Consider the following 21,678-nt stretch of genomic DNA (forward strand, 5'->3'; position numbering starts at 1 on the left):
TTTCTTGTAATTCTATTATGCCAATAAAATAAAGATTAATAAAGCTGAAAATTCAAGAATTTTTAAAACTCATGAAAAACATTGACAAAATAACCTTTTTTCAACAAAAAAAGTGCGGGATACGCACCCCGCACACTTTTGTAAACGAATATTTTTTCGTGAGTATATTAGTTTTGTAAGGTTTTCTCCAGTTGTTTGAGCTTTTCCTCAATTTCCTGAATTTCCTTTTGCAAGTCCTGCTGGTGAGGTTTGATTTCTTCGCGCCATTGCTGAATCGATGCTTGTAATTCAGTTCCGACTTCTTTAATGACCTCTGCGCTTTCTTTTGCTGTTTCAACAATTTGCTCTTTTAAAGCTTGTCCATCTCTTTTTAATCTTGTCAGCGTATCTTCGAATTTGTCATAGCCGTCTTTCATCTTTCCGCGCACATCTCTGCCAGAAGAGGGAGTCGTCAGGAGCACTGCCGCACCTCCGAGGAGACCGCCTACAAATAATCCTGTTAATAAAGAACGTCCACTAGCCATTCAAATCACCTCTAGTCAAATTTTACACATTCGCATGTTCTCTCTGAGCTGACGATCAGCTTCATTGAACTTCCATACATAGCTTGCTTTATTTTAGCATACTTTTGAAGAAAAGGGAGGGGAGAAGGTTGTCTGTCTTTCTGTTCGTTTTTACGTGTATCGGTGTCGTTTTTACAGGTGGTTCTATTCATTATGCAAGACAGCTGGGGTATGCAGGGTCTTATCCGCCAAAACATGTATTAAAGCAAAAAGCACTTGTGTGTGCGGCAGGTGCAGGGATTTCGCTCCTCATTTTGCTGCTGACCCTTTTTCTTTTATAAAAGCATGAAAAAACCTCTTCATCTATTATGAAGAGGTTCGATTATTCGTTAAGCAACTTCTATCATTCTTGCACGCCTTAGAATGGACTGAGCAATTGGGAAGACAAATACCATGGCAATGGTATTAATCACGGCTGCTGGAAGGACAACGCCCACAAGAAGTGCCGGTAATGCAGCTGGCAGTCCAGTAATCAGTAAAGCGGCAGATAGGAAAATCACGCCGGATACGATGGTTCCAATCGCAGTTAACACAGCGGTCAGCACCACTTTGTTCTTTATCTTCAAGCAAGATAAGAAAAGGGCTAGGAAGATAAAGGCTGTCACTGGTTTATCAATCATATTTGGAATTTGTCCGCCTGGGAAACCCGTTGTTAATGCAGAAATGACGCCAGTCACTAGGGCAATAACCACTACATGCTGTACCTTTGGGAAAAGGATGATGCTTAAAAACATCATGACCAGCATCATATCAGGTTTCATTCCGAAAAAGATGGGCGGGAAAATCGTATGCAAAACAGCTCCCATTGCTGCAAGCAATGACATAATCACTAATTCTTTTGTTTTCATTTCTATGCTCTCCTCTGCTAAGCTCTTAGGACTCTTCAATAATATGGCTCATCATTTATTGCAAGAGTCATCACTTTATATTTCTCGTTATTATAACAAATTTATTTCTCTATAGAAAAGCTTTTTTACTCATTTTCTTGCTGGAACTTTTTCATAAAGTCCGCAAGCTTTTGGCAGTCTTCAATCGATACCGCATTGTAAATAGATGCTCTGCATCCACCGACAGAACGGTGACCGGCAAGTCCAACCATTTGTTCCTGCTTTGCTTTCTCTACAAAGGAAGCAGTGAGCGCATCATCACGAAGGGTAAACGTGACATTCATATGCGAACGGCTGTCAGTGCGTGCGTGTCCTTTGTAAAAACCGCCGCTTTGATCAATTGTGTCGTAGAGAATGCCTGCTTTTTGTTCATTGCGTTTTTCCGCTGCTTCTACGCCGCCAGCCTGTTTGACATGCTCAAGGACAAGAGACAGCATATAAATCGCAAAAGTCGGTGGTGTGTGATAAAGAGAGTTGGCTTTTGCGTGTGTTGAATATTTTAATATTTTCGGTGTGCTGCTTTTCTCTTTCTCTAATAAACGTTTGCGCGCGATCACAATCGTGATACCAGAAGGCCCTAAGTTTTTTTGTGCCCCAGCATAAATGAAATCAAATTGAGAAACATCGATTTTTTTGCTGAGAATATCACTGGACATATCTGCAATAAGCGGTAATGATGTACCAGGGAACGTTTTCCACTGAGTGCCGAAGATCGTATTGTTTGATGTGATGTGTAAATAAGCGCCATCTGTTAAACCGGAGGCATCTACTTCTGGAATATACGAGTAGTTGTCGTCTTCACTTGAAGCAAACACAGATGTTTCACCAAACCCTTGTGCTTCTGATAATGCTTTTTCTGACCAAGCGCCTGTTTGAATGAAATGAGCCGTTTCGCCTTCATGTAAGAAGTTCATAGGAATCATCGCAAATTGAAGACTAGCTCCGCCCTGTAAAAAGAGGACTTCGTAATCTTCAGGAATGTCCATCAGTTCCACCAACAGTGCTTTTGCCTTATTGTGGACTTCTTCATATTCACCGCTGCGATGAGACAGCTCCATCACAGACATCCCAGTTTGTTTAAAATCAACAAGTTCATCCTGTGCTTTTTGAAGCACTTCTAGCGGCAGTGCCGCCGGACCAGCATTAAAATTCGTCGTTCGCTTCATCACAATCTCTCCCTATTTCTCGCGTTAATGGATCAAAAGATAAAACCATCCTATCACAAATTTGAAGCAATTGGACGAAAAATTTGAATCGTTTTAAATATCTTACTATTAAGAGTTGAAAGCGATAAAAAGGGGCAGAAATAAGAAAAACCTCATCTATTAAGATGAGGTAAGCCGCGTGTGGATGGCAGAAGAAATATCTTTTAAATCCTCTGACGTGTATTGCTCTTGATGTGATTTCCATACAGCACCAAAGCCATCGCCTTTTCCGTAGCGCGGAATGATATGCATATGGTAATGGAACACAGATTGTCCGGCTTTTTCGCCGTTGTTGTTTAGAAGGTTTAACCCAATTGGTTCAAATTCCTGTTTGATTGCTCTTGCAATTTTCGGAATCGCTTGGAAGTAGTGATTAGACACTTCTGGTGTCATCTCGTAGATATTTTCTTTATGTATTTTCGGGATTACAAGGGTATGTCCTTTTGTTACTTGGCTAATATCTAGAAAAGCCAATACATGCTCGTCTTCATATACTTTTGCACATGGAATGTCTCCATCAATGATCTTGCAAAAAATACAATCGCTCACGTCATGTCACTCCTCATTCATTTTCCTTCATCGTATCACAAAAAGAAGCAAAAAAGAAAACAGGACAAGCGAACTCCTTTGGTCGCTCATCCTGCTCCTGCAGAAGAAATGCTGATGCTTTCATTCGATATGCCTTTTGAATTCTCTATTTACTGAAATAAAGAATTCGTATGCCTGCTATTTCTGCCGTAAACACCTCATTTGACGTTTTGGTTTGTCGTATACATATTGTATAGGACACAAAAATCAAGAATCAGTGAAGCAAAACAGAAGCTAAGGTTTTTAGATGAAAAACCAACTTGTCATGCGGTTCTTTGCCTTTAACAAACACCTCATTTACTTATTGGTCATCAAGTTCATTTCTTCTACATACATTATGATGACCAAAGCGCCTATTTTTTATTCATGCCGCGATTAAGGTAAACATTTCAAATTACCTTTCGTTTTTGTTACTATAAAGGAAAAAAGAAAGAAAGGAACGAATTCATGTCCCTTCTCACTGTAAAAGATGTAACGGGTGGATATACGAAGAATCCCGTTCTAAAAAATATCTCATTTGAATTAGAAAGAAATCAAATCGTCGGTCTCATCGGCTTAAACGGGGCGGGGAAAAGCACAACCATTCGCCATATCATCGGGCTCATGAAACCGCATAAAGGTGTCATTGAATTGAATGGACGAACTCTTCAAGACGATCAAGAGGCGTATCGTTCGCAATTTACGTTTATTCCAGAAACACCTGTATTATATGAAGAATTAACCTTAAAAGAGCATTTAGAGCTGACAGCGATGGCTTACGGTCTGTCAAAGGAACAATTAGATGAACGTCTGCCGTCATTGCTGAAAGAATTTCGAATGGAGAAACGTTTGAAATGGTTCCCTGCTCATTTTTCAAAAGGAATGAAACAGAAGGTCATGATTATGTGTGCATTCCTTGTTGAACCAGAACTGTATATCATCGATGAACCGTTTTTAGGGCTTGATCCTCTTGCGATTAATGCACTCCTTGAACGGATGAATGCTGCGAAGAAAAACGGCGCAAGTGTCCTGATGTCGACGCATATTTTGGCGACAGCTGAGCGCTATTGTGATTCCTTTATTATTTTGCACGAAGGGGAAATCAGAGCGAAAGGAACACTGACAGAGCTGAGAGAACAGTTCAATATGAGAGATGCGACACTCGATGATCTTTATTTGGAATTAACAAAGGAAGAAAGCTATGAGTAAAATGACGCAAACCATTTGGAAATCCCGATTAGAGGAACACATGCAAGATACAAGAAAATATTTAAAATACATGTTCAATGATCATCTTGTCATTGTGCTCATTTTTTTCCTTGCAGGCGGAGCGAGCTGGTATAGTAACTGGCTCAAACAGATTCCGGCTCACTTCCCATCCTACTGGGTCATGGCAGTTGTTTTTTCATTGGTGCTGACAAGCTCTTACGTGCGTACGTTGATCAAAGAAGCAGATCTCGTGTTTTTGCTTCCCTTGGAAGGGAAGATGGAGCCTTATTTAAAACAAGCTTTTAATTTTAGCTTCATTTCTCAGCTGTTTCCTCTTATTGCCGTATCCATTGTTGCACTTCCGCTTTATTCTGCGGTGTCTTCAGGCGGCCTCAAGATGTATGTGCTGATATTGGCGCAAATGATTTTGATCAAGGGTGTGAATACAGCAATTCAATGGAGGATCACTTATTTTCAAGGAAAACAGATCAGATGGCTTGATGCAGTCCTTCGTTTTCTATTGAATATGATTTTGGTATATACCGTTTTACAGGCATCCTATGCAATCGCAATCGTTTTTTATCTGATCTATGGTGTCTATCTCGTTTACTTAACCAATGCAGTAAAAAAACAGCCTTTTCAATGGGAATTGCATATTTCTGACGAATTAAAACGAAAACAGCGCTTTTATCGTCTGGCAAACTTATTTACAGATGTGCCTCATTTAAAGAAACAGGTGAAAAGAAGAGCATACATGGACTGGCTCTTGCAGTTTGTTCCGTATGACCAGCGTAAAACTTTTTCTTACATGTATGTGAGGGCGTTTTTACGTTCAAATGACTATTTTGGTCTCGTGTTTAGGCTAACCGCCGTGTTTGTGCTGATTATTTTGTATACAGGTGCAGCAGGCTGGGTGGGTGCGCTGCTTGTCTTGTTCACCGTGTTTATCACAGGTGTACAGCTTGTGCCGTTAACGAAGCACTTTTCCCATCTTTCATTACAGGCACTTTATCCAGTTGCTCAGCAAGAAAAGGATCGGAGCTTTTTTGTTCTCGTTCGTAATGTGCTTATTATTCAATCGATATTGCTGAGCTGTGCAGTACTCCCGGCAGGAGGATGGCAGGGAAGTGGACTTGCCCTTCTGATTTCGCTGGCATTTGTACTTGTCCTCTTCAAGCCTTACGTACTCAGTCGATTAAAAAAGATGAGATAAGCGGAGATATGTTTCTGACAGCAAGCGTATGATGACATCAAGGAGGGGTCCGGATGAATGCAGCTGAACGGGAGTTGTATGAAGAAGCCATTTTTTTTCAAACGCGTTTTTTAAGAAAACCTTCGAAGATCGAACGGTTTTCAAAAGGAGTTCAGCAGCAGGTGAACCGCCGAATCCCTGCTCGATTTCATCAAGTCATCACAAGTGCGGTCAAAACAATGGTTGAATCCACCGTATCAGGATCGCACTTCACTTCATTTTCGGTGATTGATGAGCAATTATCTATCATCGAGCGAAATGAACTGGCAAAGGAGAAAGTGAAGTACTATCAAAAGGCAGCTGCGATCGAAGGAATTGGAACAGGTGCAGGTGGTATATTGCTCGGTATGGCAGACTTTCCGCTGCTGCTTAGCATTAAGATGAAATGTCTTTATGAGCTGGCATGTATTTATGGCTTTGATTTGTCTCAAAAAGAAGAAAGACTCTTTTTGCTCTGTATATTTCAACTCGCCTTTTCCGGCAGTGCACATCGTCAAAAAATGATGAACATCATAGATGATTGGGAAACGAGCTGCGAGGAAATGGATTGGTACAGCTTTCAGCAGGAGTATCGAGATTACATTGACCTAGTGAAGCTATTTCAATTAATGCCGATCGTCGGAGCCGCTGTTGGCGGTGTGGCAAATCATCAGCTGACAGGACAGCTCGGAGATGTCGCTCGTCATGTGTTTCACTTACGAGTGTTGAAAGAAATGAAATAGAAAAGCCGCTGGCGACAGCGGCATCAGCGTGTAGACAAACCCTCGCATTCGTTGTCAGGGCTGCGTTCCGGTGCTCACGAATGTTCAATTCGCTCCGCTCCGGTACTCGTCCTTCCTAGACTTCAAAGGTTTTCTATCACACTGAAAAGAAGACAAAGGGCTAAAATAAAAATCATTTTAGCCCTTTGTCAATAATCTAAAGCCGCTGGCGACAGCGGCTTTTTTTTCATTCATCGTAGGAAAGGACGGCACGGGCGAGTACCTTTGCTGCGACAGGCATTGCTTTTTCGTTGATATCAAATTTTGGGTGATGATGGGGATACACGTCTTGGCTGTTTTCAGGCATGGCGCCTGTGTAAAAGAAGGTACCAGGGACATGCTGAAGGTAGTAAGCAAAATCTTCTCCACCCATTTGGGTTTCCGCTTCTTTTACTTCTGTGACACCTTCTGTCTGTTTTGCGATGTCAGCAATATATTCAGTCGGCTTTGGATGATTTTTAACAGCAGGATATCCTCTCACATATTCATATGTGTAGTCGGCATCATGCATGTCGCACACCCCTTTCACGACCTGTTCAATTTCTCGTTCGATGGTGTGTCGTGCACTTTCTTCAAAGGATCGTGCAGTACCAGTTAAAACAGCTGAATCTGCAATGACGTTAAAAGCATTCTCTGCCACAAAACCTCCAACAGATACAACAGCAGAATCAACTGGATTGACTTTACGGGCAACGACTTGCTGCAGGTTTGCGACGATTTGTGAACCGATGAGTACGGCATCTTTCGTTAAGTGAGGCTGTGCGCCGTGTCCGCCTTTCCCCTGAACTCGAATAGAGAAGCGGTCGGCGGCTGCCATAAAGTTCCCGCTTTTATAAAGAACGGTGCCACAAGGCTCTGGAGACCAAAGGTGCGTACCGAATATGACATCGACACCGTCTAAGCAGCCGTCTTCAATCATTGGTTTTGCACCGCCTGGCGCATATTCTTCTGCGTGCTGATGAATGAGGACGATTTTCCCTTTTAATTGATCGCGGTGCTCATTCAAGATTTTCGCTAAGACAAGTAGTGTCGCTGTGTGCCCATCGTGCCCGCATGCATGCATCACACCTGGCTTTGTTGATTTGTAAGGCACTTCCTTTTCATCATGGATGGGAAGTGCATCAAAATCAGCCCTGAGGGCAATCGTCGGCCCCGGAGAAGCTCCTTCGATAAAGGCGAGTACACCATGGCCGCCCACCTGTGTACGTGTTGGTATATGTAATGTGTCATAGTAGTTGGCGATGAAAGCGGCTGTTTCTTCTTCCTGGAAAGAAAGTTCAGGATTCATGTGGAGATGGCGTCTAATTTCAACCATTTCCTCATAATGTTCATCAAGACGTTCATTAATGCTTTTTTGTAAAGTGGATATTGTCATTGAGTCGAAAACCTCCTTCATGCTCTTTTACTGATTGTATGGTAATTGTTAGAATCTTTCAACAGAAGAGGATTTCGCATGCTGCATCAAAAGGTCAATTTACATAAAAGTCGAAGTTGATATGAAGCGGGGAAAGGGAGGAATCGTGTTGGGAAGCTGTCCAAATTGTTCAAAAGCATTTTCTTTCGTTGAAAAGTTTCAATTATCACATACGAAAATGATGATGTGTCCAAGCTGTCGTCATCAAGTCAAAGAAACCTTTGTCTCCAAGATGAGTTTTTTCATGATCTGCTTGATTCCGCTATTGGTGATGCTCATTCAATTGAAAGGTGCTTCACCTATGTTGAAGTGGCCGATCTTATTAGGATGGATACTATTGAATTTCTATGTGCTTCAGCCGATCATTCATCGGTACGAGCTGACATCACGACGATAAAATGAAAAGCCCAGCTATTGGGCTTTTTTTCATGAAAAAAAGAAGTGCTGCTTTCAGCACTTCCTTAATTGTCTGTAACGGCATGATAGGATGTGAGAAAAGCAGGACGAGAGAAGATGGAGCCAGTATCCTCGTTTGGCTGAAAGAACGCTTCTGATTCTTGAAAGTCTTCAAATAAGTCCTCTGATTCCCAAAGTGTCATAATCAAATACACTTCTTCATCTTTTTTCGGTCTTAACACTCGAAGAGCCTGGAAGCCCCGCTGATGTTCTGAGATGTTCGTCTTCTTCTGAAAAGTAGATTCAAAAAGTGCTCTGCTTTCAAGCTTCACAGGGATATGATTCAAGGTGACGAAGCCAGATTGGAATAGCTCACCTTTCGCATAAATCACATCATAGGCATGAGGGGCTTTAAAAACAGTCTCGCCCTCCGTCTCATGGAAAAGAGCTGCTTGTTCTTTTCCGACCATATAAAGCAGATTTTCCTGATCGTGTTTCTTTGCGATTTTATGCAAGAATTCTGCTGTTCCATATGTGATATAGACATTCATCTAAACCGCCTCCTGCTTGATAGTATAACAAAAGAATGATATATAATTCTTTGGTAGTCAATCCATAAAACATATTATGAAGCAATACATCCCATACTATCCGTATAAAGGAATGAGGTGACCTAATTTGAAGAAAAAGAAGATAATCATTCCATTAGTCATTGCAGGAAGTACCATCGTACTTTCATTTATTGGCTATCTGACCATTTTATTTTTAGGACATTATGTCATAGATGAAAAGAAGCTTGTTTTTCACGCTTCATCCCAAATCATTGATCAGAATGGAAAAGAACTTACAAGTATGTATTCAGAAAATCGGGACCCTGTCTCATTAAAGGAGGTACCTGATAAAGTAGCGAAAGCTTTTGTGGCTGTCGAGGACAAACGATTTTATGAGCATCATGGTATTGATGCACAGTCAATTTCAAGGGCGGTTTATCGAGATATATTAGCAGGAGGAAAGGTAGAGGGCGGCAGTACAATCACTCAGCAGCTCGCAAAAAATATTTTTCTCACAAATGACAAAACCTTTCTTCGAAAAACAAAAGAAGTCATTATTGCCATTAATTTAGAAAGAGATTATTCAAAGGATAAACTGCTCGAGATGTATCTGAATCAGCTTTATTTCGGTCATGGCGTCTACGGTATTCAGGCAGCAGCCAATTATTACTTTAGTAAAGATGTGAAAGATTTAACTGTCAGCGAAGGGGCTACACTCGCTGCGATGCCAAAAGCGCCGTCTACTTACTCGCCTGTTTTACACCCTGATAAAAATAAACAAAGGCGGGACACCATCCTTAATTTAATGAATGAGCAAGGATATTTATCATCAACAGAAACAGTAGAAGCAAAAGGGAGAACACTAGGCATTCATTTGAAAAAGAAATCAGAAACGCCTTGGGTCGACAGCTATGTCGATCTCATCATTAAGGAGGCAGAATCAGAGTATGCCATTTCACATGAGCAATTGCTTCAAGGTGGTTATACCATTACAGTTCCGATCGATATGAATCTGCAAAAGGTCGCTTACGATGCGATGAAAAACAACCGTTATTTCCCGGGAAAAAGCGGTTCTCCTGAAAGCAGCGCCGTCTTTATTGATAACGAGTCTGGCGGAGTAAAAGCAGCAATCGGAGGACGAGAATATCAAGCGAGGGGCTATAACAGGGTGACCGCTGTTAGACAGCCTGGATCTGTTTTCAAGCCGATCGCGGTATATGGTCCGGCAATGCAGGAGAAAAAATTCCGACCTTATTCCCTGCTTGAAGACAAAGAAAAAAGCTATGACGGCTATTCACCAAAGAATTACGATGGGCAGTATGAAGGCAAGGTCACAATGGTGGATGCGCTCATGAAAAGTAAGAATACAGCTGCGGTGTGGACATTAAGCGAGCTTGGTATTGATACCTCGAAATCATATCTCGAGAAAATGGGAATGGAGATTTCGGATAAAGGACTTGCCATGGCACTTGGCGGCTTAGAAAAAGGGGTTTCTCCACTTCAAATCGCTGGAGCTTTCCACACATTTGCAAATGAAGGCGTATATAAAAAGCCTTTCTTCATTCAAAAAATCACCAATGATGAAGGAGAAACGGTAGAGAAGAATCGCAGTAAGCCAGAACGAGTGTTTAGCGTGCAGAATGCTTGGAATATGACAAGAATGCTGCAGCAAGTCGTCAAAGGCGGAACAGCCCAGAGCGGTTCATATGCTGGAGATTTAGCAGGTAAAACAGGCACGACCACATATTCAGGTGTGAAAGGTGCAACAAAAGATGCTTGGTTTGCCGGCTATACGCCTAGTACAACGGGTGCGATCTGGATGGGGTATGACAAAACCGATAACAGTCACTATTTAACTGGCGGCAGTCAATACCCAGTGCAGCTGTTTAAAGATATTTTAACGACAGCCCAAATCACCAATGAAACGTTTGAAAAACCAGAGGGAATTAAAGAACTTCAATCGCCAATCCATTTAGAGGGACTTTCAGGATTTGAAGCCCGCTATGCGTTTAAAATCAAAGGATTGTTTACATTAGAGCTTTCTTGGGACAAGCAGGAGGATAAACGGGTTGAATACCGTATTTATGAGAAGAGAAATGGAAACGAGACGCTGATCGATTCAGTGACAGGCGTGGGCAGCTACACAATGCCGTATGCCAACGTGTTTTCAGATGCGGAGTATAAGGTTGTTCCATATAATACCCAAACGCAAGAAGAAGGAGAAGGCAGTCCGTATGTCAAGCCAGAGGCTTTTGGACGTTAATATTCGGCGAATTTTTGAACATTGAGCCGCTTTAGTATACCGTGCCTTGAAAAAGCGGTATAGTAAAAGCAGTGTTTGAGCCTTATACAAAGAGCGTGTAAGGCGAAAGGTGGAATGAAAGGTAATGGGAAAAACGAAGGCTTTTAATGACACGTTCTTAAAGGCGTGCAAAGGGGAAAAAACAGACCATGTACCAGTTTGGTATATGAGACAGGCAGGACGCTCACAGCCTGAATATCGTGCCCTTAAAGAAAAATATGGGCTATTTGAAATTACGCATCAGCCAGAGTTATGTGCTTATGTAACAAGACTTCCTGTAGAACAATATGGTGTAGATGCCGCTATTTTATATAAAGATATTATGACCCCGCTTCCGGCTATTGGAGTGGACGTTGAAATTAAAAATGGAATTGGACCTGTGATTGATTCACCGATTCGGACAAAAGCAGATATTGAACGTCTTGGGGAGCTTCATCCTGAAGAAGACCTGCCATATGTGCTTGATACCATTCAGCTTTTAACGAAGGAGCAGCTGAATGTACCGCTCATTGGTTTTGCCGGTGCACCATTTACGATGGCAAGCTATATGATTGAAGGCGGCCCATCTAAAAACTATCATAAAACAAAAGCGCTGATGTACAGTGAGCCTGAGACATGGATGCTGCTCATGAACAAATTAGCTGATATGACGATCACGTACATACGTGCGCAGGTAAAAGCAGGGATCAGTGCGTTTCAAATCTTTGACTCATGGGTTGGTGCTTTAAATGCAGCAGATTACCGGACATTCATTAAACCTGTCATGCAGCGAATTTTCACAGAGTTGAAGAGTGAAAATGTACCAATGATCATGTACGGAGTTGGGGCAAGCCATCTGGTGAAAGATTGGCATGACCTGCCGCTAGATGTCGTTGGACTGGATTGGCGTATGAGTGTAGACGAGGCTCGAAAAGAAGGGCTCACAAAAACGTTACAAGGGAATCTTGATCCAACGATCTTACTTTCTCCTTGGGAAGTCATTGAAGAGAGAGCAAAAGATATTTTAGATCAAGGGATGAAATCAGATCACTTCATCTTTAACTTAGGTCATGGGGTATTTCCAGATGTTTCACCAGATACGTTAAAGAAGCTGACCGATTTTATTCACGACTATTCAGCTAAACATAAAAAAACATCCATCTAAACTATTTCAAATGATCTGAAGGAGTGTTGGTTGTGGAGAAAAAGAAAATGGGGCTTCTTGTCATGGCATATGGCACCCCATATAAAGAAGAAGACATTGAGCGTTATTATACACATATTCGTAGAGGCAGAAAGCCGGAGCCAGAAATGCTGCAAGATTTAAAGGATCGCTACAAGGCAATCGGCGGTATTTCTCCTTTATCAAAAATTACAGAGCAGCAGGCAAATGGTTTGTGTGAGCACTTGAATGACATTCAAGACGACATTGAATTTCATGTCTACATTGGCTTAAAACATATCGAGCCTTTCATTGAGGATGCAGTTGCTGAAATGCACAAGGACGGCATTACAGAAGCTGTGAGTATCGTTCTTGCGCCGCATTTCTCAACCTTTAGTGTGAAATCGTATAACAAACGTGCACAAGATGAGGCAGACAAGCTGGGCAATTTACAGATTACGTCTGTTGAAAGCTGGTACGATGAGCCGAAGTTTGTGGACTATTGGGTGAAACAAGTGAAGGATACGTATGCATCAATGAGTCAAGAGGAACGAGATTCCGCGGTACTTATTGTGTCTGCACACAGTCTGCCTGAAAAAATTATTGCAGCAGGAGATCCATATCCTGATCAGCTCGCACAATCGGCCAAAATGATTGCGGAAGGTGCGGGAATTGAACACTATGAAATTGGCTGGCAAAGTGAAGGCAACACGCCGGATCCATGGCTTGGACCAGACGTGCAAGACTTAACGCGGGATTTATTTGAACAAAAAGGCTATCAAACATTCGTGTATGTGCCTGTTGGTTTTGTCGCTGATCATCTTGAAGTGTTATACGACAACGATTATGAATGTAAAGTCGTGACAGATGAAATTGGTGCAGCCTACTATCGTCCAGAAATGCCAAATGCGAAACCAGCATTTATTGATGCTCTGGCAACAGTCGTATTAAAGAAGCTTGACGAAAGCAAGTAATCATATAAAAGAAGGCGATCCTATGCATGACAATCAAAAACACCTTGTCATCATTGGCGGTGGCATCACTGGTTTAGCCGCCGCCTTCTATTTGGAAAAGGAAGTCGAAGAAAAAGGTCTTCCGATTCAAATATCTCTTATTGAAGCGAGCCCTAGGCTAGGTGGAAAAATACAAACATTATATAAAGACGGCTACATCATCGAACGTGGACCTGATTCATTTTTAGAAAGAAAAGTCAGTGGACCGCAGCTGGCTAAGGATGTCGGTCTGTCCGATCAGCTCGTCAATAATGAAACTGGGCAAGCGTATGTACTAGTCAACGAAACCCTTCATCCGATGCCAAAGGGTGCTGTGATGGGTATTCCAACTCAAATCAGCCCATTTATTACAACTGGTCTTTTTTCAGTTGCGGGAAAAGCGAGAGCGGCGATGGATTTCGTGTTGCCAAAAAGCAAGCAGACCGAAGATCAGTCGCTTGGTGAATTTTTTAGAAGACGTGTGGGTGATGAGGTCGTTGAGAATTTAATCGAGCCGCTTCTATCAGGCATTTACGCAGGGGATATTGACCGCCTGAGCTTAATGTCCACCTTCCCGCAATTTTATCAAACAGAACAGCAGCATCGCAGTTTGATTCTTGGGATGAAAAAATCACAGCAGCATGCGAAAGCACAGCAAGTGACTGCGAAAAAACAAGGACAGTTCCAAACGATCAATCAAGGACTGCAGTCGCTTGTGGAAGCAGTAGAAAGTAAGCTCAAGCTGACAACGGTGTATAAAGGGACAAAAGTGAAGCAGATTGAAAAAACAGAGGGAGGCTATGGTGTGCAATTAGACAGCGGTCAAACGCTTTTTGCCGATTCAACCATTGTCACGACTCCGCATCAATCGATCTATTCCATGTTTCCTAAAGAAGCAGGGCTTGAGTATTTGCATGACATGACCTCTACTTCTGTTGCAACGGTAGCACTCGGTTTTAAAGAAGAGGATGTTCATAATGAATATGACGGCACTGGTTTTGTCATCTCAAGAAACAGTGATTTCTCTATTACGGCCTGTACATGGACAAACAAAAAATGGCCGCATACAGCTCCGAAAGGAAAAACGCTATTGCGTGCGTACGTCGGAAAAGCTGGCGACGAATCGATTGTCGAGCAGTCAGACAGTCAAATCGTCAGCATCGTGCTTGAAGATTTAAAGAGAATCATGGATATTAAAGCAGATCCAGAATTGACGACAGTGACTCGCTGGAATACCAGTATGCCGCAATATCACGTCGGTCATCAAAAAGCTATTTCGAACATGCGAGAAACGTTTAAGCAATCATATCCTGGTGTTTATATCACAGGTGCTGCTTTTGAAGGTGTTGGAATCCCTGATTGTATTGATCAAGGAAAAGCCGCCATCTCAGAAGCTGTATCGTATCTATTTTCATAAAAAACAACTCCCTTTTCTGTCATGGAAAGGGAGTTTTTCATGTTCGCATCATTCGAAAAGAGTTGGGAATCATAAATGTGAACAAAGTTGTTGCATTCGGGGAAAAGGATATGGTATATTACTTTCTGTACTTAATGACCAAAACGTTCAAATAGTCATTTCGGGAGTGAGATCATGAGTGTTGATAGGAGACAAATGATTTTAGATGGTGCGACGAAGGCATTTACTCAATTCGGGTATAAAGCGACCACAATGGACCTCGTGGCGAAGCTTGCCAACGTCGGGAAAGGAACCATTTATACATTTTTCAAAAACAAAGAAGAGTTGTTCGATGAAATTTTCACATCCCTTTTACTAGAGATGAGGAAAATTGCGGATGAGGCGATTGATGAGAAGAATAGTTTCTCTGAAAACCTTCACTTAGCACTCTTTGCAATTTTAGAATTTCGAAAAAACCACCAGCTCACAATTAAGATTTTTCAGGAAAATGCGGAGCTTGGCACGTCAGCGGTCAAGGAAATGATCGAAAAGATGGAGCAGATGATCATTCGCTATATCAAAATGAAAGTACAAGAAGCGATGGATAAAGGCGACATTAAGCCTTGTGATCCTGAATTGACTGCATTTGTGATGGTGAAACTATATATTGCACTGATTTTTGATTGGGAAAAGCGATACGAGCCTTTAACAAAAGAAGAGGTAGCCGAATCGCTGGAGCTTTATGTCTTAAAAGGACTATCTGCAACAACATAAATTTTTTTGAGTTCATATGACCAAATTTTATATTTAGTCATTCATCTATGGGAGGAAAACAGCAATGAATTTAATTCGGAATCAATGGAAAGACATTGTAACGAGCAAAAAACTACTGATCCCGATTTTAGCTGTCTTATTTATTCCGCTGATTTACAGTGGTGTATTTTTAAAAGCATATTGGGATCCATATGGTACAGTTGATCAACTGCCTGTAGCGGTTGTCAACTTGGATGAAGGCAGTCATTATGACGGGAAAACCCTTCATGTCGGCGATGATTTAGTGAAGGAATTAAAGAAAAACGATAATTTCAAATGGAATTTTGTCGATAGTGAAGAAAAGGCCGTAAAGGGATTAAATAACGAGGATTATTATCTCGTTGTGGAAATACCAAAAGACTTCTCGAAAAATGCAAGTACAGTGTTAGATAAACATCCGAAAAAATCGAATCTGAAATATTATACGAATCCAGGCGCAAACTATGCGGCGTCACAAATTGCGAATAATGCCATTATCAAATTAAAAGATTCGGTTTCAAAGGAAGTCACAAAAAATTACGCCGAGGTCATCTTTGATAACTTCAAAACGATTGCAAAAGGATTAGATCAAGCAAGCGATGGCGCGAAGAAAATTGATGACGGAACAAAAAGCGCAAAAGATGGCAGTACAAAGTTAAAAGACAACTTAGCCAAATTGGCTGAAGGTACGTTAACCTATAGCGAAGGTGTTCATCAGTTCGCAGGGAAAATGGGTGAACTGAACACAGGCATACAGTCTCTAGACAGTGGGCTCGGTCAGCTCTTAACAGGCTATCAAACCATTGATCAGAAATTTGGAGATCTTGGTACAGGAATTGATACATTAACCGAAGGATTAAACACAAGCCGTGAAGGACATCAGCAGCTCGCTTCTAAAATGCCGCAATTCACAGCGGGCATTGAGCAGCTAAACAATAAAGCACAATCCTTTTCAGAAAAAATTGCAGCAGTAGAAAAAGTCTTATCGTCACCAGAATTAGCGAATCTTGAAAAGATGGCGCCTAAACTCGATCAGGTGAAAAAAGACGCAAAAACGTTCAGTACAAAACTTGCTTCATTAAAAGAAGCACTATCAAATCGAGATGCTAAAGTAAAAAGCATTATCCAAAACAGCTCTATGACAGATGAAGAGAAAAAGGCGGCAATGGATCAGCTGAACAGTCTGCCTAAAATCGAACTGCCTGATCTGTCTGGACTCGAACAAAGCTTAGCGGCCTTGCAGGAACTGCCTGATGCAAGTGAGGTTCAATCAGCAGTTGCATCTGCAAAAGCGCAGCTGCAGCAAGTCAAACAGCTGCCAAAGAAAACAGAACAGCTGTACACGTCTACCGTCGCGATACAAAATGCGATCGACCAAATGACATCAGGTACGAATAAATTGTATCAAGGTGCACTGAAGCTTCAAACAGGTCAAGACCAATTACAAGATGGTCTGCAAACAGCAAATGGAAAGCTTGATACGGCGAAAAGCGGAGCGGATAAGCTTGCAAGTGGATCAAGTCAGCTTAGCGCAGCGTTAAATAAGCTAGAAAGTGGTTCAACAAATATCCAAAGCAATACATCTAAGCTTGCCGAAGGCTCAAAATCGCTTGATAAAGGATTGGGAGATTTAAAGAGCGGTACAGGTAAACTGTCCAATAAATTGAAAAGCGCTGCTGATGAAACAGGTGAAATTGATGCAAATCAAGACAATTACAATATGATTGCAAGCCCTGTTAAAACAGAAAACGATACAGCGAAAAAGATTGATAATTATGGAACAGGGCTCACGCCTTATATTTTATCAATGGGACTCTTTGTTGGGGCTCTAATGCTCACCGTTGTATTCCCAATGAAAGATCCTGCTGGACGCCCTAGAAATGCGTTTGAATGGTTTGTCAGCAAATATAGCGTGCTTTTGCTTGTCGGTATCCTGCAAGCAGTCATTGCAAGTACTATGCTCATCTTTGGGCTTGGTCTTGAGGTGGAAAGTCTCTGGCGCTTCTATCTCTTTGCGATCGTCGTCAGTCTGACATTCTTAGCGATTATTCAGCTGCTAGCCACAACAATGGGGAACCCAGGACGCTTCATTGCCGTCATTATCTTAGTTCTTCAGCTCGCAGCAAGTGCTGGTACATTCCCGCTTGAGCTTGTGCCGAAATTCTTCCAAGTCATTCATAGTCTGCTTCCAATGACATATACAATCAATGGATTTAGAACGATCATTGCAAGCGGTGATGACAGCTATTTATGGCACCAAGCAGCGATTCTTGGAACAGTTGCGATCATCATGATGGCGGCAACAACCGCATACTTTGCTTGGAACGTAAGAAAAATGAAACAAGACGAAGCTTAATCAATGAATCCTTTCTCTTGATAGAGGAAGGATTTTTGATTTGAAATTAGACATCTTGAACCCGAAGCGATATATTTTAAGAAGAGATGCTATAAAAGGCATACATGGAAGGAATTGCTTTCAGACAAAGGAGGAAATGCCGAATGACAACTGAAGTAAACGAAACCGTTCAGCTGATTCAAAAGCTCGTATCGATCCCAAGTCCGTCAGGGAATACAGAAAAGGTGATTGGCTTTGTTGAACGCTTTTTACAGGATGTAAATATTGAGACAAAACGAAATCGAAAGGGCGGCTTAATTGCCACTATTAAAGGAACCGATGATAAGGAACACCGCATGCTGACAGCACATGTCGATACGCTTGGTGCGATGGTAAAGGAGATTAAATCAAATGGACGGCTTCGTCTTGCACTCATTGGAGGCTTTCAGTATAACTCAATCGAAGGTGAATACTGTGAAATTGAAACCGCTTCAGGCTATACATACACAGGAACCATTCTCATGCATCAAACGTCAGTTCATGTCTATGCGGATGCGGGAAAAGCAACACGAAACCAAGAGAATATGGAGATCCGACTCGATGAAAAGGTGCAAAATGCAGACGATGTCAAAGCACTTGGCATTCAAGTAGGGGACTTTATCTCATTTGATCCTAGAGTGGAAGTGACGTCTTCAGGTTTTATTAAATCAAGACACCTTGATGACAAGGCAAGTGTGGCGCTCTTGCTGCGACTCATCCACCGCATTCAAAAGGAAAACATCACATTGCCGCATACGACGCACTTCTTAATTTCCAATAATGAAGAGATTGGCTACGGTGGAAATTCCAATATTCCAGAAGAAACGGTGGAATACCTCGCTGTCGATATGGGAGCTATCGGCGATGGTCAATCAACAGATGAATACAGTGTGTCTATTTGTGTGAAGGACTCAAGCGGTCCTTATCATTATGGATTACGCAAGCATTTAGCCGCATTAGCAGAGGAGAACAATATTGATTACCGTCTAGATATTTACCCTTATTACGGCTCTGATGCATCAGCAGCCATTAGAGCAGGGTATGATATCATTCATGGACTGATTGGTCCTGGCATAGATTCCTCGCATGCATTTGAACGAACACATGAAGATTCTCTCGTCCATACAGCGAATCTCCTTTATCACTATGTTCAATCAGAATTAATCACGGCATAAAAAAAGAACCCCGATAGATGGGGTTCTTTTTCGTTAGCTTGAAAGCTGTGTCGGTTCAGGTACTTCTTGTCCAGTCATCACGCGATGTCCTTTTTCAGGGTCATATTGTCCTTCCCATTTAGACATCACAACAGCTGCAAGTGCATTTCCTGTTAAGTTAACAACTGTTCGCGCCATATCCATGATACGATCCACACCTGCAATAAATGCAAGACCTTCAGCAGGTACACCGATCGTTCCTAATGTTGCGAGTAATACAACAAAGGAAGTGCCAGGAACGGCAGCCATTCCTTTAGATGTCACCATCAGTACAAGAACAAGTGTGAGCTGCTGGACGATCGTGAGGTCAATGCCATATACCTGTGCAAGGAAAAGCGCAGCAATAGCTTGATACAGTACGGAGCCGTCTAGGTTAAACGTATAACCGATTGGGATAACGAAAGAAACAATTCCCTTCGGACATCCAATGCGCTCCATTTTATCCATGACTCTTGGTAAAACTGTTTCAGAGCTGGATGTACTAAAGGCAAGAAGCATTTCGTCTTTCATGTAAGCAAGAAATCTGAAAATATTGACGCCAATCATCTTTCCAATAATTCCGAATACAACGATAAGGAAGAGAGCGAGCGCAAAATAAACAAGACCTACAAGCTTACCTAATGAAATAAGAGATTCAAGACCAAATTTTGATACAGTCACACCAATGAGTGCGAAGACACCAAATGGTGCAGCTTTCATCACAACATTGACGACATGGAACATGGCGTGTGATACACCTTCGAAGAAGGCGAGCACTGGTTTGCCGCGTTCACCAATGGCTGAAACGCCAAGAGCAAATAACACAGTGAAGAAAATAATCGCAAGCAAATCACCTTCCGCCAATGATTGGAAGAAGTTCGTTGGAACGATATGAAGGAACGTATCAGCAACTGATTTGCTGCTTTGCTCTTTTTCCGTTTCAACATACTGGCTAATATCTTGTTTTTCCGTATTTCCAAAGTCAACGCCTGCACCAGGTTGAACAAAGTTTGCAAGCGCAAGACCAAGAATAATCGCAAATGTTGTGATAATTTCAAAATAAAGAATAGTTCTAAAACCAAGTTTCCCTACTTTTTTACCATCACCGGCACCTGCAACACCTAAAATTAAGCTAGATACAACAATTGGTATAACAATCATCTTAATGAGTCTTAAGAAGAAGTCTCCAATTGGTTTTAAATAAGTCTCAACGCCTGGGTTACCGAAAAAGATTGCCCCAACAACGACACCGAGAATAAGACCGATTAGGATTTGTGTAGCTAATCCAAATTTTAATTTTTTCATAGATTTCCTCCCTAACATATTCATTAAAGGAATATTCCCATCATATTAAGTTTTAATATATGAATTAAAGTATAACTAAAATTAAAGAGGCTCGTCCACGATTAAATTATATTAAGAAAATACAAAATTGTTTGAAAAAATGAACATTTAGAACCTCCTTTATTGATTCAAGTCAATAAAAAGTGTCTTCAGAACTAAAACTCATCATATAAAAATACTAAAAAACCCTTTTAGGACAAGGGTTTTACCTTTTTACCTATTTTTCAGAAAAAATAAAAAGCACTTTTGACTCCAACTGACGATGGAGGAAAAAAGTGCTTTTTAATTCAATTTTTTACCTTATTTAAGATAACTTACTTGTGAGCATTCCTCACATTCATTACCGTAACACTCGTGTTGTTCCATTAAATCATTTCCACATTTTGTGCATTTCTTTGAGGGCAAATTTCTAAAAAACTCAGTGATTTTTCCTAGCATTTGTCATCCTCCAATACATTTTGTTGCTATTATTGTATTATAACAGATTGATAATTGTCAATCTGTTTTGCAACAATAGGCAAGAAGAATGCTTTTTTCATGAAAAATGGGTATATTGTAAGAAGGGGATTTTTAGAAAAGGAGGGAAAAATGACGATGAAATTAACTGTCATTGGATGCTACGGAGGGTTTCCGGCCGCTGGTGAAGCGACGTCAGGGTACCTTTTTGAATCAGATGGATTTCGTCTGCTTGTAGACTGCGGGAGCGGTGTTCTTTCCATACTGCAGCAATACATGGATATAGAAGAACTAGATGCTGTTCTCCTCTCTCATTATCACCACGATCATATTGCGGATATCGGACCACTCCAATATGCGAAGCTAGTGGGATATCATTTAGGAAAAAGCAGCGGTCCGCTTCCGATCTATGGACATACGGGTGATCAAAAAGCATTTGGGCGACTTGCGGATGATGTACATACTAAGGCAGAGGCTTATCAGCCAGAAGAGGGTATTCAAATTGGTCCATTTCAAATTGATTTTTTGAAAACGGTTCATCCGGCAGAATGCTATGCTATGAGAATTCAGGCAGGGGATGCTGTGGTGGTGTATACAGCAGACTCAAGTTATCAGGACGCATTTATCCCATTTAGCAAGGATGCAGATCTACTGATTGCTGAAAGCAATTTTTATGCTGGACAGGACGGATCGGGTGCAGGACATATGAACAGTACAGAGGCGGGCAAGCTTGCAAGGGAAGCAAATGTTGGGGAACTCATCATCTCGCATTTGCCCCATTTTGGTCGTCATAAAGACCTAGTCAATGAAGCACAGGCGTTATATACTGGCAATATACAGCTTGCCCATTCAGGGCTTAGATGGAACAAGGAAGGAAGATAGA

Annotated in this window: 21 protein-coding genes; 13 read left to right on the forward strand and 8 right to left on the reverse strand. The window is 41.5% G+C overall.

Annotated elements, in window-relative coordinates; all coding sequences use genetic code 11:
* Positions 1 to 167: 167 nt before the first annotated feature.
* On the reverse strand, positions 168 to 524 hold the full coding sequence (locus C6Y02_RS15420) for a YtxH domain-containing protein (protein WP_034663584.1): 357 nt from the start codon (positions 522 to 524) through the stop codon (positions 168 to 170).
* Positions 525 to 652: 128 nt separating this feature from the next.
* On the opposite strand from C6Y02_RS15420, the gene yhzF reads away from it, so the two are divergent.
* Positions 653 to 844, forward strand: coding sequence for a membrane protein YhzF (gene yhzF, locus C6Y02_RS15425; RefSeq protein ID WP_003211362.1), 192 nt, complete (start codon positions 653 to 655; stop codon positions 842 to 844).
* A 48-nt stretch (positions 845 to 892) separates the two neighbouring features.
* Here the strand turns inward: yhzF and C6Y02_RS15430 are convergent, their stop codons facing one another.
* The 3 genes from C6Y02_RS15430 to C6Y02_RS15440 all read right to left on the reverse strand — a co-directional run bounded on the left by C6Y02_RS15430 (position 893) and on the right by C6Y02_RS15440 (position 3,204).
* On the reverse strand, positions 893 to 1,411 hold the full coding sequence (locus tag C6Y02_RS15430) for a tryptophan transporter (protein WP_024425455.1): 519 nt from the start codon (positions 1,409 to 1,411) through the stop codon (positions 893 to 895).
* 125 nt (positions 1,412 to 1,536) lie between these two features.
* Positions 1,537 to 2,616 (reverse strand): 3-phosphoserine/phosphohydroxythreonine transaminase, encoded by a 1,080-nt coding sequence (gene serC / locus C6Y02_RS15435; RefSeq protein ID WP_106031633.1) that lies wholly within the window; start codon positions 2,614 to 2,616, stop codon positions 1,537 to 1,539.
* Positions 2,617 to 2,775: 159 nt separating this feature from the next.
* Positions 2,776 to 3,204, reverse strand: a complete 429-nt coding sequence (locus C6Y02_RS15440) for an HIT family protein (protein WP_034663580.1) — start codon at positions 3,202 to 3,204, stop codon at positions 2,776 to 2,778.
* A gap of 486 nt (positions 3,205 to 3,690) precedes the next feature.
* Here C6Y02_RS15440 and C6Y02_RS15445 point away from each other — a divergent pair, with 486 nt between their 5' ends.
* From C6Y02_RS15445 to C6Y02_RS15455, 3 genes are read left to right on the forward strand one after another with little or no spacing between them, the layout of a single operon-like run.
* Entirely contained in the window at positions 3,691 to 4,431 is a 741-nt protein-coding gene (locus C6Y02_RS15445; RefSeq protein WP_003212171.1) for an ABC transporter ATP-binding protein, read from the forward strand.
* Complete coding sequence (locus tag C6Y02_RS15450) at positions 4,424 to 5,644, forward strand: ABC transporter permease (protein ID WP_060595920.1); 1,221 nt, start codon at positions 4,424 to 4,426, stop codon at positions 5,642 to 5,644. Before C6Y02_RS15445 ends, C6Y02_RS15450 begins: the two co-directional genes overlap by 8 nt.
* A 53-nt stretch (positions 5,645 to 5,697) precedes the next feature.
* The gene (locus tag C6Y02_RS15455; protein ID WP_060595922.1) at positions 5,698 to 6,405 is read left to right on the forward strand and encodes an EcsC family protein; all 708 of its coding nucleotides are present in this window, start codon (positions 5,698 to 5,700) and stop codon (positions 6,403 to 6,405) included.
* A gap of 226 nt (positions 6,406 to 6,631) precedes the next feature.
* On the opposite strand, the gene C6Y02_RS15460 is transcribed toward C6Y02_RS15455, so the two are convergent.
* Positions 6,632 to 7,819: a M20 family metallopeptidase gene (locus C6Y02_RS15460; protein WP_060595923.1), complete on the reverse strand. Its 1,188-nt coding sequence runs from the start codon at positions 7,817 to 7,819 to the stop codon at positions 6,632 to 6,634.
* 283 nt (positions 7,820 to 8,102) lie between these two features.
* Between C6Y02_RS15460 and C6Y02_RS19535 the strand changes: the two genes are divergently transcribed.
* A complete protein-coding gene (locus tag C6Y02_RS19535; protein ID WP_223249501.1) occupies positions 8,103 to 8,255 on the forward strand; it encodes a hypothetical protein in 153 nt (50 codons plus the stop codon).
* 64 nt (positions 8,256 to 8,319) lie between these two features.
* Here C6Y02_RS19535 and C6Y02_RS15470 read toward each other — a convergent pair whose 3' ends face one another.
* Complete coding sequence (locus C6Y02_RS15470; protein WP_106031634.1) at positions 8,320 to 8,805, reverse strand: antibiotic biosynthesis monooxygenase family protein; 486 nt, start codon at positions 8,803 to 8,805, stop codon at positions 8,320 to 8,322.
* A 127-nt stretch (positions 8,806 to 8,932) separates the two neighbouring features.
* On the opposite strand from C6Y02_RS15470, the gene C6Y02_RS15475 reads away from it, so the two are divergent.
* The 7 genes from C6Y02_RS15475 to C6Y02_RS15505 all read left to right on the forward strand — a co-directional run bounded on the left by C6Y02_RS15475 (position 8,933) and on the right by C6Y02_RS15505 (position 18,977).
* The gene (locus C6Y02_RS15475; protein ID WP_106031635.1) at positions 8,933 to 11,068 is read left to right on the forward strand and encodes a transglycosylase domain-containing protein; all 2,136 of its coding nucleotides are present in this window, start codon (positions 8,933 to 8,935) and stop codon (positions 11,066 to 11,068) included.
* Positions 11,069 to 11,192: 124 nt separating this feature from the next.
* Entirely contained in the window at positions 11,193 to 12,251 is a 1,059-nt protein-coding gene (gene hemE, locus C6Y02_RS15480; protein WP_060595926.1) for a uroporphyrinogen decarboxylase, read from the forward strand.
* A gap of 32 nt (positions 12,252 to 12,283) precedes the next feature.
* Entirely contained in the window at positions 12,284 to 13,222 is a 939-nt protein-coding gene (gene hemH / locus C6Y02_RS15485; protein ID WP_034663560.1) for a ferrochelatase, read from the forward strand.
* A gap of 22 nt (positions 13,223 to 13,244) precedes the next feature.
* Complete coding sequence (gene hemY / locus C6Y02_RS15490; RefSeq protein ID WP_106031636.1) at positions 13,245 to 14,657, forward strand: protoporphyrinogen oxidase; 1,413 nt, start codon at positions 13,245 to 13,247, stop codon at positions 14,655 to 14,657.
* Positions 14,658 to 14,831: 174 nt separating this feature from the next.
* Entirely contained in the window at positions 14,832 to 15,410 is a 579-nt protein-coding gene (locus C6Y02_RS15495) for a TetR/AcrR family transcriptional regulator (protein ID WP_034620016.1), read from the forward strand.
* A 64-nt stretch (positions 15,411 to 15,474) separates the two neighbouring features.
* Positions 15,475 to 17,784: a YhgE/Pip domain-containing protein gene (locus C6Y02_RS15500; RefSeq protein WP_095284977.1), complete on the forward strand. Its 2,310-nt coding sequence runs from the start codon at positions 15,475 to 15,477 to the stop codon at positions 17,782 to 17,784.
* Positions 17,785 to 17,927: 143 nt separating this feature from the next.
* Complete coding sequence (locus C6Y02_RS15505) at positions 17,928 to 18,977, forward strand: M42 family metallopeptidase (protein WP_106031637.1); 1,050 nt, start codon at positions 17,928 to 17,930, stop codon at positions 18,975 to 18,977.
* A 33-nt stretch (positions 18,978 to 19,010) separates the two neighbouring features.
* On the opposite strand, the gene gltT is transcribed toward C6Y02_RS15505, so the two are convergent.
* Both gltT and yhfH read right to left on the reverse strand, forming a co-directional pair.
* A complete protein-coding gene (gene gltT, locus C6Y02_RS15510; protein ID WP_034663550.1) occupies positions 19,011 to 20,300 on the reverse strand; it encodes a glutamate/proton symporter GltT in 1,290 nt (429 codons plus the stop codon).
* A 339-nt stretch (positions 20,301 to 20,639) separates the two neighbouring features.
* Positions 20,640 to 20,777: a protein YhfH gene (yhfH, locus tag C6Y02_RS15515; RefSeq protein ID WP_008359029.1), complete on the reverse strand. Its 138-nt coding sequence runs from the start codon at positions 20,775 to 20,777 to the stop codon at positions 20,640 to 20,642.
* Positions 20,778 to 20,933: 156 nt separating this feature from the next.
* Between yhfH and C6Y02_RS15520 the strand changes: the two genes are divergently transcribed.
* On the forward strand, positions 20,934 to 21,677 hold the full coding sequence (locus C6Y02_RS15520) for an MBL fold metallo-hydrolase (protein ID WP_189318271.1): 744 nt from the start codon (positions 20,934 to 20,936) through the stop codon (positions 21,675 to 21,677).
* Position 21,678 lies beyond the last annotated feature (1 nt).

Source organism: Bacillus sp. NMCC4 (assembly GCF_002998555.1).
Lineage (GTDB): Bacteria > Bacillota > Bacilli > Bacillales > Bacillaceae > Bacillus.